This is a genomic window from Phaeobacter sp. HS011, from assembly GCF_018101215.1.
GTDB lineage: Bacteria > Pseudomonadota > Alphaproteobacteria > Rhodobacterales > Rhodobacteraceae > Phaeobacter > Phaeobacter inhibens.
The window spans coordinates 375,202-389,197 of the sequence record NZ_JAGEUF010000004.1; the positions used below are offsets into that span (position 1 = coordinate 375,202).

At 59.1% G+C, this 13,996-nt stretch carries 12 protein-coding genes and 1 pseudogene; 9 read left to right on the forward strand and 4 right to left on the reverse strand.

The window, feature by feature from the left end:
* Positions 1–5: 5 nt before the first annotated feature.
* The 3 genes from J4721_RS10115 to J4721_RS10125 all read right to left on the reverse strand — a co-directional run bounded on the left by J4721_RS10115 (position 6) and on the right by J4721_RS10125 (position 2,631).
* Positions 6–1,580 (reverse strand): gamma-glutamyltransferase family protein, encoded by a 1,575-nt coding sequence (locus tag J4721_RS10115; protein ID WP_211002522.1) that lies wholly within the window; start codon positions 1,578–1,580, stop codon positions 6–8.
* A 224-nt stretch (positions 1,581–1,804) separates the two neighbouring features.
* Positions 1,805–2,251: an ATP-binding protein gene (locus J4721_RS10120; protein WP_014876213.1), complete on the reverse strand. Its 447-nt coding sequence runs from the start codon at positions 2,249–2,251 to the stop codon at positions 1,805–1,807.
* A gap of 35 nt (positions 2,252–2,286) precedes the next feature.
* Positions 2,287–2,631, reverse strand: a complete 345-nt coding sequence (locus J4721_RS10125) for an STAS domain-containing protein (RefSeq protein WP_014876212.1) — start codon at positions 2,629–2,631, stop codon at positions 2,287–2,289.
* A 93-nt stretch (positions 2,632–2,724) separates the two neighbouring features.
* Here J4721_RS10125 and J4721_RS10130 point away from each other — a divergent pair, with 93 nt between their 5' ends.
* The 9 genes from J4721_RS10130 to rarD all read left to right on the forward strand — a co-directional run bounded on the left by J4721_RS10130 (position 2,725) and on the right by rarD (position 13,294).
* Complete coding sequence (locus J4721_RS10130) at positions 2,725–3,897, forward strand: acetyl-CoA C-acyltransferase (protein ID WP_102870660.1); 1,173 nt, start codon at positions 2,725–2,727, stop codon at positions 3,895–3,897.
* 95 nt (positions 3,898–3,992) lie between these two features.
* Entirely contained in the window at positions 3,993–4,448 is a 456-nt protein-coding gene (locus J4721_RS10135; protein WP_102855599.1) for a GAF domain-containing protein, read from the forward strand.
* Positions 4,449–4,619: 171 nt separating this feature from the next.
* Complete coding sequence (locus tag J4721_RS10140; protein ID WP_014876209.1) at positions 4,620–5,189, forward strand: helix-turn-helix domain-containing protein; 570 nt, start codon at positions 4,620–4,622, stop codon at positions 5,187–5,189.
* A complete protein-coding gene (locus J4721_RS10145) occupies positions 5,189–5,818 on the forward strand; it encodes a LysE family translocator (RefSeq protein WP_211002521.1) in 630 nt (209 codons plus the stop codon). Before J4721_RS10140 ends, J4721_RS10145 begins: the two co-directional genes overlap by 1 nt.
* The gene (locus J4721_RS10150) at positions 5,815–6,186 is read left to right on the forward strand and encodes a GFA family protein (protein ID WP_027248448.1); all 372 of its coding nucleotides are present in this window, start codon (positions 5,815–5,817) and stop codon (positions 6,184–6,186) included. Before J4721_RS10145 ends, J4721_RS10150 begins: the two co-directional genes overlap by 4 nt.
* A 16-nt stretch (positions 6,187–6,202) precedes the next feature.
* Positions 6,203–8,650, forward strand: coding sequence for an FAD-dependent oxidoreductase (locus J4721_RS10155; RefSeq protein ID WP_102875102.1), 2,448 nt, complete (start codon positions 6,203–6,205; stop codon positions 8,648–8,650).
* Positions 8,631–9,659 (forward strand): GlxA family transcriptional regulator, encoded by a 1,029-nt coding sequence (locus J4721_RS10160; RefSeq protein WP_014881384.1) that lies wholly within the window; start codon positions 8,631–8,633, stop codon positions 9,657–9,659. Before J4721_RS10155 ends, J4721_RS10160 begins: the two co-directional genes overlap by 20 nt.
* Positions 9,660–9,767: 108 nt before the next feature.
* On the forward strand, positions 9,768–12,218 hold the full coding sequence (locus J4721_RS10165; protein ID WP_211002520.1) for an FAD-dependent oxidoreductase: 2,451 nt from the start codon (positions 9,768–9,770) through the stop codon (positions 12,216–12,218).
* A 185-nt stretch (positions 12,219–12,403) separates the two neighbouring features.
* Positions 12,404–13,294, forward strand: a complete 891-nt coding sequence (gene rarD / locus J4721_RS10170) for an EamA family transporter RarD (RefSeq protein ID WP_014876203.1) — start codon at positions 12,404–12,406, stop codon at positions 13,292–13,294.
* 60 nt (positions 13,295–13,354) lie between these two features.
* Here the strand turns inward: rarD and J4721_RS10175 are convergent.
* A pseudogene (locus J4721_RS10175) lies at positions 13,355–13,966 on the reverse strand (SGNH/GDSL hydrolase family protein); the annotation flags it as partial.
* Positions 13,967–13,996 lie beyond the last annotated feature (30 nt).

Genomic DNA, 13,996 nt, shown 5'->3' on the forward strand with positions numbered 1-13,996 from the left:
GCGGGTCAATACCCTAGGGCGCAACCATCCTTGCGTGCATCACTGGCGCCTTCCAGAATACCCGAACTGTGGATCTGGACCGCCTGAGCGCCGCCAATGGCAGTCTCCGGGATCGTGACGTTATGGCCCATATCGGCGAGCTCTTGACGCACCGCATCGCTATAGCCCCGTTCGACTTTCAGCTGGCCACCATCAGCAAAGGCACGCGGCATATCGATTGCCGCTTGTGGATCCATCCGGAAATCCGTCAGGTTAGAAACAAAGCGCGCGTGCCCATTGGGCTGATACGCCCCGCCCATCACGCCGAAGGGCATGGTAACGTCGCCCTCTTTGCGCAGCATTCCGGGAATGATGGTGTGCATCGGGCGTTTGCCTCCCGCCAACATGTTGGGATGGCCCTCCTCCAAGGTGAAACCGGCGCCCCGGTTCTGTAGAAGGATGCCGAATTTATCAGAGGCAATTCCCGACCCGAAGCCGTGGAAGATCGAATAGATCAGTGAGACGGCCATGCGGTCCTTGTCGACCACGGTGATATAGATCGTGTCCTTGTGCACCGCCTCACTCACTTGCGCGGCGGCCGCCATTGCCCGTTTCGGATTGATCAACTCTGCTAGCCGGGCTGCCGTATCCGGGGCCAGCATATGATCCAACCGGTTGGTGTGATCGGCATCGGCGATAAACCGGTTGCGGGCATCATAGGCCAGCTTCGCGGCTTCCGCCTCGATGTGAATCCGCTCAGCACCAACAGGATTCATCCCCGCCATGTCAAAATGTTTGAGAATATTCAGCATCAAAATGGCAGTGGCGCCCTGGCCGTTTGGCGGATGTTCGACCAGATCGATATCTTGGTAACTTCCGGAAACGGGAAGGGTGAGCTCGGCTTGAGTCTTGGCAAAGTCCTCCGCGCTGTGAACGCCGCCGAGCGCTTGCAATGTGGTTACTAGGTCTTCAGCAATTTCACCGGTGTAGAAGGCATCGCGGCCGTCCTTGGCGATCCGACGCAGCACTTCGGCCTGCCCTGGTGCGCGAAACATCTGACCGATTTTCGGTGGCGTGCCATTAAAGAGGTAGTGATCACGCGCACGGCCTTGCAGGGTCTCGGCATCACTCTGCCAGTCAAAGGCAACACGTGGGGCAACCGGAACACCGACCTCGGCATAATGGATGGCTGGTGCGAGGATCGTATCCAGCCCTAGCCGCCCTTCGGCATCAGATAGCGTGCAGAAGGCATCAACCGCACCGGGGATTGTAACCGCATGTGCGCTGGTCAGGGGGACCGTCGCCAGCCCGTTTGCCCGAAGCCCTGCCGCATCTGCGGCTGCCGCCGCGCGGCCTGAACCGTTCATCGCCTGGATCCCTGCACCGGGGCGTGAGTAGAGGACAAAGCAATCGCCGCCGATTCCGGTCATCTGTGGTTCGCATATCCCAAGCAAGACGGCGCCCGCAATTGCGGCATCCATGGCGTTGCCGCCCCGCTTCAGGATGTCAATCGCCACGCCCGCTGCCAGCGGATGAGATGTGGCGCAGAGACCATTTTCAGCGAATACGGCTGATCGCCCCGGGAAATGAAAATCGCGCATGGTGCCTCCTGTTATTGTAAGGCAGATTAGATCGCGCGGAGGCAAAGGCAACGACAAAGCGTCTGCCAAAGTCGGTGGGACGGTCGGGACATCACGAGGGCGTGTCGCAAGCTAGCAGTCTTCGCAAAATCCCGTATCTGTGAGCCGCGAGTATTTAATCACGCGAATGTCCAGTCGCGTGTCGTCTGCCCGTTTGGCCGACACGTTTTGTCCGCATGGGCTGCTCAGGCGCTGTTGGCGTTGCGCATCTGGATTTCGAAGCAGAGCGAGAGATTGTTGCCAGTGTCGTCGCGCTTGTATTGCACGTCGGAGGTAAGCTCCCGGATGAGCAGCCAGCCGAAGCCCCCCTCGGGCAACTGATCTGCATCAACTGTCAGATCATGTGGTGTGCCCATAGGCAGTTCGCCATTCTCAAACGGGGCACCACCGTCGCCAATGGAAATCCACAGTTGGTCAGGGTGCAGGTTGCAGCGAATACGCACGTCACCGATATCCATACCGGCGTAGGCATGTTCGACGACATTGTTCACCGCCTCGGTAAGAGCGATCTGAACCTCGTCCACGCGGGGATCCGGAATCCCCATGGTGCGCAGCCGCGCGACGACGTCCTGTACGCCAGATCTGGCATCCAGTTCCGTAGCCGTGAAAGTGCAGGAAAAGGTTTCTACCATGGTCTTTTCGCTCCGCGTTACAAACACGCGTGGGGTCAAGAATCGATACGGGTTGCGGTCGTTGCATCGCCCAGCGACGCATATAAATCAAAAACAGTATCCATTCGCGTCAGTCGAAACACTTTGTCGACCATCGGCGTCAACCCGGCGAGGTCCAGTTTTCGTCCTTGGCCGAGTTGTTTCATGGCAGCTACAATAGCGCCAAGACCGCTGGAATCGATGAATTTCACCTCTGACAGGTCAAGAATGACACGATCAGGGCCATTTTCGGTGGTCGCGCGCATATCTTCTTTGAATTGGATAGCCATGGCTGCATCAATGCGCTCGGCATTGACGGTCACGATCTGGGTGCCATCGGCTGTTGTGCTGGTCAGGCTCATGAGTGTCCCCGCGTCAATATGTGTTGACGATCAGCCTAGACGCCAATCCTTACGATTTTGTATGCACTATTTCGACATTAGGAGGAATATTAGATGAAAACTGTTGTGATCGCAGGCGCGGCCCGCACCCCAATGGGCGGATTTCAGGGCATGTACGACGGCGTCGCAGCCGCCGAGCTGGGCGGCTCTGCAATTCGCGCGGCGCTTGCGGGGGCAGGGGCCACCACTGTCGATGAAGTTCTGATGGGCTGTGTGCTACCCGCTGGTCAGGGTCAGGCGCCAGCGCGGCAGGCAGGGTTCGCAGCTGGCCTGGGCGAAGAGGTGCCGGCAACCACGCTGAACAAGATGTGCGGCTCGGGCATGAAGGCGGCGATGATGGCCTATGATCAGATCGCGTTGGGTCAGGCGGACACCATGATCGCGGGCGGGATGGAGAGCATGACAAATGCACCATATCTGCTGCCAAAGATGCGCAATGGGGCACGGCTCGGTCACGGGCAGGTGGTCGATCATATGTTTTTGGACGGGCTTGAGGATGCTTATGACAAAGGTCGCCTGATGGGCACCTTTGCCGAGGACTGTGCGGAGACCTATCAGTTCACGCGGGAAGCACAGGATGAATACGCGCTGACATCGCTGTCAAATGCGCTGGCAGCGCAGGAAAGCGGTGCCTTTGATGCCGAGATCGCGCCCGTCACCGTCAAAACCCGCAAGGGCGAGACAGTCACTGACGCGGATGAGCAGCCCAAATCAGCACGCCCTGACAAGATTCCGACACTGAAACCGGCCTTCCGTAAGGATGGTACCGTCACCGCAGCCAATGCCTCGTCGATCTCGGATGGCGCCGCCGCATTGGTGCTGGCCTCTGAAGATGCCGCAGAAGCCCAGGGTCTGACTGTACGCGCCCGCATCATGGGTCATGCCAGTCACGCCCAGGCGCCGGGGTTATTCACAACGGCTCCGGTTCCGGCAGCCAAAAAGCTGATGGCGCAGCTCGGCTGGACGGTCAGCGATGTGGACCTTTGGGAGGTGAACGAAGCCTTTGCCGTTGTGCCAATGGCCTTTATGCATGAAATGGGGCTGCCGCGTGACAAAGTGAACGTCAACGGTGGCGCCTGTGCTTTGGGCCATCCTATCGGTGCCTCCGGCGCGCGTATCATGGTGACATTGCTGAACGCATTGGAAAAGCGCAGCCTGAAGCGCGGCATTGCAGCCATTTGCATCGGCGGCGGCGAGGGCACGGCCATCGCTATTGAGCGCATGTGATTGTCACCTTTCAAAAAATACTCTCGGGGGTGAATTGACCGACAGGTCAAGAGGGGGCAGACAGCCCCCTCAACGACGTTGAAGGAGGGCTGCCCATGCAGGTCGATTACGAAACACTTGCCAAGACCATCGCCGCTTTGACAGAGGGGGAGACCGACGAGGTTGCACTGATGGCCACGATGGCCTGCGAAGTGCACCACAGTGATGAGCGTTTTGACTGGACCGGGTTCTATCGGGTCGTCGCGCCGGAATTGCTTAAAATCGGCCCGTATCAGGGCGGTCATGGATGCCTGCAGATCCCGTTCTCCCGCGGGGTCTGCGGCGCAGCGGCCCGTACCGGCGAAGTACAGCTGGTTGCTGATGTGGAGGCGTTCCCCGGCCACATTGCTTGCGCCTCCTCGACGCGATCTGAGCTGGTGTTGCCGATTCGGAACGGTGACGGGGCGTTGATCGGGGTCTTTGACATCGACAGCGACCAGCCCGAGGCATTTACCAGGGATGATGCAGAGCAGATCGCTGCAATCCTGAAGCAGGTTTTCGCTCCAAGTTAATTCGCAGGATGAGGGGCCTCACCCCAGAGTATTTATGGAAAGATGACAGAGCCTGGCGCCCATAGTGTGCTGGGCTTTTTGTATGCAGATTGATGATCGTGAAAAAATCCTTGGAAATTTCATGAATACAATGCATCGTGAAAAAAGAGCAGCAATTTTCACAGGTGCTATGTGACGGATCAATCTCCACAACCGGCAAGCCTAGGGGCCGATTTGCGCGCCTTGCGCAAGGCGCGAGGGGCAACGCTCGCGGATCTCGCAGCGCGTCTAGGTCGATCGGTCGGGTGGCTGAGCCAGGTCGAGCGGGATATGTCGGAACCGTCGATTTCGGACCTCCGCGAGATTGCAAAGGCTTTGAATGTCCCAATGTCGATGCTGTTTGCTCATTCGGCGGCGCCGGCCGCAGAGCAGGGGTATATCGTCCGTGCGGGTGCGCGTCGTCCGATGGGGTCTGGGGAGGAAGGCCTGATCGAGGAATTGCTGTCACCGGATCTGACCGATGATTTCGAGATGGTACATTCGACTTTTCGCCCCCATTCCCGAATGCAGGTCCCGGCTGACCGTCCCACCCAAGAGGTCGGCTATATGATTGCCGGGCAGTTGGATCTGGTGATCGGGGGGCGCAGTTTCACCGTTGGGCCGGGTGACAGCTTCCGGATCAAGGAAGAAGCCTACCAATGGGCCAATCCCTATGACGTGCCAGCGGTGGCTGTCTGGGTCATCGCGCCGCCGGTGTATTGATGAGCTTTGAGGCCTGGACCCTCTTTGCTTTGTTTTGGGTGGTCTTCGTGACCACACCCGGACCAAATGCAGTGAATTGCATTTCCAATGGAATGAGCTTGGGGTTCTGGCGGGCGATAGTCGGCGTCCTGGCCATTCTGACACAGGCGACCTTGTTTCTGTTGCTGTCGGCCATCGGCGTAACGGCTCTGATTGCAGCATCGCCGAGTGTGTTTCTGGTGGCAAAGCTGATCGGGGCCGCATTCCTGATCTATCTGGGTCTGCGCGGATGGCACAATGCGACACGACCAGCTCCGGCAGTTGAGCGACCTGCCCGCCATGTCTATCTGCATGCACTGGCTGTGGCGGTGATCAACCCCAAGAGCGTCGCCGGATATCTCGCAGCGTTTTCGCAATTTGTTGAGCCGAATGTGCCCATCTGGGATCAGATGCTGGTGATCATGCCCACTGCGCTGATCCTGACAACACTGAGCTATACCGGGTTCACGTTCCTTGGTGTTGCGATGGGTCAGGCGGCGATGAAGGCGGTCTTCAATCTGTGGATCCGGCGCCTTCTGGCCGTTTGTTTCATTGTTTATGGGGTGCTCCTTGGGTCGACCAGCGTTCCCGATCTGGAGGGTATGCGATGATCAAGGGGTCTTGCCTCTGCGGTGACGTTTGTTTTGAAACCGTCGCAGAACCGAGCGGCGCGTCGATGTGTCATTGCTCCCAATGTCGCAAGCAATCGGGTGGCATCTGGGCCTCTGCACAGGTGCGTGACGTCGACCTTGTTATCACCGGTTCGGTCCGCTGGTTTGAAGCGACATCGCTGGCCAAACGCGGCGTCTGCCCGCGATGCGGCTCTTTCCTGTTTTGGAAAGGCACGGCCGAAGACACCATCAGCTTTGCACTCGGCGCTGTCGACGGGAACACTGGTCTCAGCGTCGAAAAGCACATCTTCACCGCCTCCAAGGGCGACTACTACGAAATTGCGGACAATGTGCCGCAAGAGGACTGACGACGAGGGAGGCATCATGTCTGATTTTCCAACAAAGGCCCGTGTGGTCATCATCGGCGGCGGTGTCGTCGGCTGTTCAGCGCTCTATCACCTGGCCAAGAAAGGCTGGTCTGATTGCGTACTGCTCGAGAAGAATGAGCTGACTGCAGGCTCCACATGGCACGCGGCGGGCAACGTCCCGACCTTTTCGACGTCTTGGGCGATCATGAACATGCAGCGCTACTCGACCGAGCTATATGCGCGGCTCGGTGAAGAAGTCGATTATCCGATGAACTATCACCAGTCCGGCTCAATCCGTCTGGCCCACACCAAGGAGCGGATGCAGGAGTTCGAACGTGCCTGTTCCATGGGCCGTTATCAGGGCATCGAGATGGAGATGTGGACACCTGACCAAGCCAAGGAACATTACCCGTTTCTGGAAACGCACGATCTGGAAGGTGTGCTTTACGATCCCACGGATGGAGACATCGACCCGGCACAGGTGACGCAGGCGCTGGCTAAAGGTGCGCGCGACATGGGAGCCAAGATCATCCGCTTCTGCCCGGCAACGGGTGTAATGCAGAAGGAAGATAAGACCTGGATCGTGCAGACCGAGAAGGGCGATATCGAATGTGACTATGTGGTGAACGCCGCAGGTTATTATGCCCAGCGTGTCGGCGAATGGTTCAAGGATTATGGCGGCCGTACTGTGCCGATGATGGTAATGAGCCACCAGTACCTGCTAACCGAACAGATCCCGGAGGTGGAAGCCTGGACCAAGGCGCATGGAAAGAAATTGCCGCTGATCCGCGACGTGGATGTTTCTTATTACCTGCGGCAGGAGAAGAACGGCTATAATCTTGGCCCCTATGAGCCGAACTGCAGAGGCCACTGGATGACCGAAGACGACCAGATGCCGGACGACTTCTCGTTCCAGCTGTGGTCGGACGATCTGGACCGGATCGAGGATATCGTGACCGACGCCATGGAACGTGTGCCGCTGATGGCCACCTCCGGTGTGTCCAGCGTGATCAACGGTCCGATCCCCTACGCGCCCGATGGCCTGCCTCTGATCGGCCCGATGCCGGGGGTGGACAACGCGTTTGAGGCCTGCGTCTTTACTTTCGGCATCGCCCAGGGCGGTGGTGCTGGCAAGGTGCTGGCGGAATGGATCGTTGATGGTCAAACCGAGTGGGACATGTGGGCGGTCGATCCGCGCCGCTACACCGACTATACCGATCAGGATTACTGCGACCAGAAAGGTATGGAAGTCTACGGCAACGAATATGCCATGCATTTCCCGCACCACGAATGGCCCGCTGCACGTGATAAGAAGGTGAGCCAGGTTCACGCCACGATCAAGGCGTTAGGCGGTGTGATGGGCGCCTATAACGGTTGGGAACGCGCCAATTGGTTCGCCAAGCTAGGAGATGATACGTCAGAGGAAGCCACCCATACCTGGGGCCGCTCCGGCCCGTGGCAGCAGCGTATCAAGGAAGAATGCGAAGCGGTCCGCGATGGTGTTGGCGTGCTGGATCTGCCGGGCTTCTCTCGCTTCAACCTGAGCGGCGAAGGTGCCGCCGAATTCCTGCGCGGACTGGTCACCGGCGGCCTGCCGAAAGTGGGTCGGATGAACCTGGTCTATGTCTCGGACGACCGCGGCCGGATCCTGACAGAGATGTCCTGTATACGTCACGGTGAGGATCACTTCACTATGATCACCGCAGGCTCGGCCCAGTGGCATGATTTTGAGATTTTGAAGAAGGCCCTGCCTGCAGGCCTGCGCTTGACGGATCATACCACGGAATTTGCGACCATGATCGTGACGGGCCCGCAATCGCGGGAGCTGCTGGCGGATATTTCCGACGCCGATCTGTCGCTGGGTTGGCTCACCCATCAGGAAGCCACGGTCGCGAGCAAGCCAGCTTTCGTGGCGCGGGTGTCCTATGCGGGTGAGCTGGGCTGGGAAGTCCACTGCGCCAACGCACATCAGGCCGAGATTTACGCAGCTCTGATCGAAGGGGGGGGCACGCCATTTGGCATGTATGCGCTGAACTCCCTGCGCATCGAAAAAGGCTACCGCACCTGGAAGGGCGACCTCAGCACCGACTACTCGCTGCTGGAAGGCGGGCTGGAGCGGTTCGTCAAGCTGGACAAGCCACAGGACTTCCCGGGCAAGGCCGCGATCCAGAGCGAAAAGCAGCAGGGCGTGAAGAAGTCCTTTGTCACTCTGATTGTTGAGGCTGGCGATGCGGATGCGCCTTATATGTCCTGCATCTGGAAGGATGGCGAGATCGTCGGAGAGACCACTTCCGGCGATTGGGGGTATCGCGTGAACGCCTCAATCGCGCTGGGCATGGTTCGCAGTGATGCAGCGGTGCCGGGCACCGAGCTGGAGGTTGAGATCTATGGCGAGAAATGTCGCGCCGTAGTTCAGGAAGACAAACCGCTGTGGGATCCAGGCAATGACCGGCTCCGCGCCTGAGACAGTTATGACCTCCGGGGGGACACCCCCGGGGGGACGTCAGTGGCAGGTTGATATCATCCTGACGGAAGGCTTCGTGCTCACTGAATTCTCCGCCGTGGTGGAGCCTTTGCGACTGGCCAACCGGGTGCTGGCACAACCACCATTCTCCTGGACAATGCGCTCTGCTGGGGGCGGTCGGGTCGGATCCCGTGCCGGCGCCTTTGTCGAGACGGAGCCTTTCGCAGCGAAAGCAGATGCCGATTGCGTGTTTGTTTTGGGCAATACGGACCCGGACTGCCCGGCGCTGTCGATGGGATCGCTGATCAGCACCTACCGCACGCGTGGTGCGAAGGTCTATCTGCTGGCAGAGGCCGCCAGCCGGTACATCCGTGACAGTGGCAAGGAAGGTGCCCAGCACACGACGCATTGGGAAAACGCCAACTTGATGCGTGAACGTATCGGGTTGTTCGACACCAATTTCGCGCTGGCGAGTGAAGATGGGCAGGTTGTGACCTGTGCCGGAATGGGGGCGACGGTGGATATCGTTCTGGCCCTGATCGGACAGCTGACAACGGCAGCTGCGCAGGTGACGGTTGCGAATATCCTCTTGCACGACAAGGTGCGGGACTTTGCGTCGTTGCAGCCGTTTTCGGGTGTGAAGCCAACGATCACCGGCGATGCGGACCTTGATCAGGCCATTCACGTTATGCAGGAGCACATAGAGGATCCGCTGCCGATCAATGAGATTGTTGACCATCTCGGGATTTCTACCCGGTCGCTAGAACGCAAGTTCAAGACCTTTCTCGGCACGACACCCAATGGTTTCTATCGGGAGATGCGTTTGAACAAAGCCAATAACCTCTTGCTGAACACCACGATGAGCGTGCGCGAGATCGGTTTGGCTTGCGGGTTTTCCAATGGGTTTTCGACCCTGTATAAGGCATTTTTTGGCATTACGCCTTTCGCTCTGCGCAAATCACGGCGCGTATCCCAGTCACGGCAGCAGCGTGGGAAATCCGTACGATAGCGGTGGAGAATAGAGCGTGCAGGCTGGCGTTTTTGATGCATTTATTGTCGCCTTGATGTGGCAGAATTCGACCATGCAGTTCGTCCAGTCAAGCTCAGGAGGCACATGATGAGCGATCTTCCCAACAAGGCCCGCGTGGTCATTATCGGCGGCGGCGTGATCGGCTGTTCGGTCGCCTATCACCTGACCAAGCTGGGTTGGAAGGATGTGGTGCTGCTGGAGCGCAAACAGCTGACCTCCGGCACCACCTGGCACGCCGCGGGCCTGATCGCCCAGCTGCGCGCCACTGCCAACATGACCAAGCTCGCCAAATACAGCCAGGAGCTTTATGGTGCGCTGGAAGAAGAAACCGGCGTTGCCACCGGCTTCAAACGGTGCGGTTCGATCACCGTTGCCCTGACCGAAGAACGCAAGGAAGAAATCTTCCGCCAGGCCGCGATGGCGCGGGCATTCGGCGTTGAGGTCGAAGAAATCTCGCCTGAGGAAGTTAAAACCCGCTATGAGCACCTGAACGTCGGCGACGTGACTGCCGGCGTGTGGCTGCCCAAGGACGGGCAAGGCGATCCGGCTAATATTGCACTAGCCTTGGCCAAAGGCGCCCGCCAGCGCGGCGCGCTGGTCAAGGAACGGATCAAGGTTACTGGCATCTCCAAGGACGGCCGCCGAGTTACCGGCGTCGATTGGGCCAGCGATGATGGCCAGTCCCAGGGCCACATCAAGGCGGACATGGTGGTGAACTGCGCCGGCATGTGGGGCCACGAGGTTGGCCGCATGGCGGGCGTCAACGTGCCGCTGCATGCCTGTGAACACTTCTATATCGTGACCGAAGCCATTACCGGCCTGACCCAGATGCCGGTGCTGCGCGTTCCGGACGAATGCGCCTACTACAAGGAAGATGCGGGGAAAATCCTGCTCGGTGCGTTTGAGCCGAACGCCAAACCCTGGGCGATGAACGGCATCCCCGACACGTTCGAATTCGACCAGCTGCCTGAGGACTTCGATCACTTCGAGCCGATCCTGGAAGCCGCCTGCAATCGGATGCCGATGCTGGCTGAGGCAGGCATCCACACCTTCTTTAACGGTCCCGAGAGCTTCACTCCGGATGACGCCTACCACCTTGGCTTGGCGCCCGAGATGGACAATTTCTGGGTCGCTGCAGGTTTCAACTCAATCGGTATTCAGTCGGCGGGCGGTGCTGGCATGGCGCTGGCGCAGTGGATGGAAGATGGCCAGAAACCGTTCGACCTTGGCGACGTGGACATCTCCCGCATGCAGCCGTTTCAGGGTAACAAGCACTACCTGTTCGAGCGCTCCAAGGAGACGCTGGGCCTCTTGTATGCTGATCACTTCCCCTACCGTCAAAAGGCCACCGCTCGCGGCGTGCGCCGCACCCCGTTCCACCACCACCTGCTGGAGCAGGGCGCGGTGATGGGTGAAATCGGCGGCTGGGAACGCGCCAACTGGTTTGCCAATGAGGGCCAGGAACGCGAATACCAGTACAGCTGGAAACGCCAGAACTGGTTTGAGAACTCTGCAGCTGAACACAAGGCAGTCCGTGAAAACGTTGGCATGTACGATATGTCCTCCTTTGGCAAAATCCGGGTCGAAGGCCCGGATGCGGAGAAATTTCTGAACTACATCTGCGGCGCCAACCTGTCGGTTCCGGCGGGCAAGATCGTCTACACCCAGTTCCTGAACACCCGCGGCGGGATTGAGGCCGATGTGACCGTCACCCGCCTGTCGGAGACTGCCTATCTGGTGGTGACCCCGGCAGTGACCCGTCTGGCCGACCAGACCTGGATGATGCGCCACGTGGGCGACCACCGGGTGGTGATCACCGATGTGACCGCAGGCGAAGGCGTGCTGGCAGTGATGGGCCCGAACGCCCGCAAGCTGCTGCAGAAAGTCTCGCCCAATGATTTCTCGAACGAGGTGAACCCCTTTGGCACCGCGCAGGAGATCGAACTAGGCATGGGCCTCGCCCGCGTCCACCGCGTGACCTATGTGGGTGAACTCGGCTGGGAAATCTATGTCGGCGCCGACATGGCGGGCCACGCGTTCGAAACGCTGCACGAGGCGGGTCAGGACATGGGGCTTAGGCTCTGCGGCATGCACATGATGGACAGCTGCCGGATCGAGAAGGGCTTCCGCCACTTCGGCCACGACATCACCTGCGAGGACAATGTGATCGACGCCGGCCTCGGCTTTGCGGTGAAGACCGACAAGGACGACTTCATCGGCAAGGCAGCAGTGCTGGAGCGTAAAGAAACCGGCCCCAGAAACCGCATGGTTCAGTTCAAACTGACGGATGCCGAGCCGCTGCTGTTCCACAACGAGCCGATCATTCGAGACGGTGAGTATGTGGGCTACCTTAGCTCCGGCAACTACGGTCATACCCTTGGTGCTGCCATCGGCATGGGTTACGTGCCCTGCGACGGTGAAAGTGCAGCAGATGTACTGAACTCCAGCTATGAGATTGACGTTTGCGGCGTGAAGGTGAAGGCCGAGGCCTCCCTTAAGCCCATGTATGACCCGAAATCAGAACGGGTTAAGCAATAGAAACGCCCGATCTTTTGACCGATATGACGTGTTACTAGGGGAGGGTGCGTGCGATATTCGCGCACCCTCCCAACAGCCCGAAGTAAAGCTGGCGGACAAAGACGACATCAACACCTTTGGCAGTATCACCCCTGTTCATTGCCAACCGACCTGTCATAAACGCGGCTCAGGGAGATTTTACGAAGATGCCGCAGCCTGAGAACAAAGACACGCCACAGGGCCTCGCCTTTGCCGTTTCCGCCTATCTGATGTGGGGCTTTCTGCCACTCTATATGAAGGCGCTGGCACATATGCCCGCAGCAGAAGTGGTCGCCCATCGGGTGATCTGGTCGGTGCCCGTTGCGGGTGCTCTGCTCATTATCCTGCGCCGGACCCGCGACCTACGTGCGGCACTTACCTCCCCGAGAGTGTTGATGATGGGCGCGGTAACAGCAGCACTGATTTCCGTGAATTGGGGCATCTATGTCTGGTCTATCGCGACCGGCCATGCGTTGGATGCGGCTCTTGGTTATTATATCAATCCGCTGTTCAGCGTCATGCTTGGTGCTGTGCTGCTGGGCGAGCGCCTGTCGCCTGCCCAATTGGTTGCGATCGGTTTGGCAGCACTGGCGGTATTGGTGCTCGCGCTAGATGCGGGTCGGCTGCCCTGGGCGGCAATCGGGCTGACGCTCAGCTGGGGCTTTTACGCGTTTTTCAAGAAATCTCTACCGGTTGGTCCCAACCAGGGATTCATGCTGGAGGTGCTGATCCTAACACCCCCGGCACTGGCGTATTTGGCATATCTGACGGTCACTGGCGGTGCCCATTTTGGCGGCGACTTCAGTGACACGGCGTTGTTGTTGGGGTGTGGTGTGGTGACGGCGGTGCCGCTGATTACCTATGCCAATGGTGCCAAGCTGCTGCGCCTATCTACGATCGGCATTCTGCAATATATCGCGCCCACCATGATCTTTCTGGCTGCGGTCTTTGTCTTTGGCGAGGAGTTCGGTCGCGCGCGGATGATCGCTTTCCCGATGATCTGGCTCGCGCTGGTGATCTATTCCGTTTCGCTGCTGCGCCAGATGCGTCGCGCCTGACGGATCGCAAGGCGCCGAGAGTTCGGCGTTGATTGTCTGTGCCAGAGTGTCAGCCCAAAGCGTATATGCCATGGCTGAAGGGTGATACCCGTCTGGTGCGGCCAGCGTTGGATCGGGCGGTATTGTGAAGGGCAGGTGTACGACATTTGGATCCTGTGCGGCCAGTTTGGCCAGCACCCGGTCCAGCCGCGTTGCATGCCGTCCTAGAACCCAGGCCAGCGGGTTGGGAAGGGCGGGAAAATCCGCCATGGGCGGCACACCGGACAGGATCACCAGTGTTACCCCAAAACGGTCACGCAGAAGTCTGATCAGGGCTGACTGTTCCATGTGAAACCGTCGCCGTCGTGCAAGTCGCGTCACATCGTTCACGCCAAGTGCCAAGATCGCGACGTCGAATGTCTGTGGTGGAAGCGCGCGCACCCGCGCCAGTGCATCGGCGCTGCGATGTCCGGTTGTCGCCTCCAGTCGCCAGGTCAGATGCCGCCCAGTCGTCAGTTTCTTGGTCAATTGGCCGCAGAGCGCGTCATCCTGTCGGCCGACACCAACCCCTGCGGCAGAGCTATCGCCGACAATCAGCAGACGCAGAGGTGCGCCACGCCCCAACTGCCCAAACCGTGGCCCCCAGGGTTCAGGCAGACGTAGCGCCCTGCGCCGCACGTTGATTGCCTGCACGACCAGCAATGGCAGCAGTACGATCCGAGC

Bases quoted from the DNA above. Each gene is read 5' to 3' on its own strand.
- J4721_RS10160 (WP_014881384.1), top strand. From the start codon at position 8,631: ATGACCGGCTCCGCGCCTGAGACAGTTATGACCTCCGGGGGGACACCC.
- J4721_RS10135 (WP_102855599.1), top strand. From the start codon at position 3,993: ATGCAGGTCGATTACGAAACACTTGCCAAGACCATCGCCGCTTTGACA.
- J4721_RS10155 (WP_102875102.1), top strand. From the start codon at position 6,203: ATGTCTGATTTTCCAACAAAGGCCCGTGTGGTCATCATCGGCGGCGGT.
- J4721_RS10150 (WP_027248448.1), top strand. From the start codon at position 5,815: ATGATCAAGGGGTCTTGCCTCTGCGGTGACGTTTGTTTTGAAACCGTC.
- J4721_RS10120 (WP_014876213.1), bottom strand. From the start codon at position 2,251: ATGGTAGAAACCTTTTCCTGCACTTTCACGGCTACGGAACTGGATGCC.
- J4721_RS10125 (WP_014876212.1), bottom strand. From the start codon at position 2,631: ATGAGCCTGACCAGCACAACAGCCGATGGCACCCAGATCGTGACCGTC.
- J4721_RS10130 (WP_102870660.1), top strand. From the start codon at position 2,725: ATGAAAACTGTTGTGATCGCAGGCGCGGCCCGCACCCCAATGGGCGGA.
- J4721_RS10145 (WP_211002521.1), top strand. From the start codon at position 5,189: ATGAGCTTTGAGGCCTGGACCCTCTTTGCTTTGTTTTGGGTGGTCTTC.
- rarD (WP_014876203.1), top strand. From the start codon at position 12,404: ATGCCGCAGCCTGAGAACAAAGACACGCCACAGGGCCTCGCCTTTGCC.
- J4721_RS10165 (WP_211002520.1), top strand. From the start codon at position 9,768: ATGAGCGATCTTCCCAACAAGGCCCGCGTGGTCATTATCGGCGGCGGC.
- J4721_RS10115 (WP_211002522.1), bottom strand. From the start codon at position 1,580: ATGCGCGATTTTCATTTCCCGGGGCGATCAGCCGTATTCGCTGAAAAT.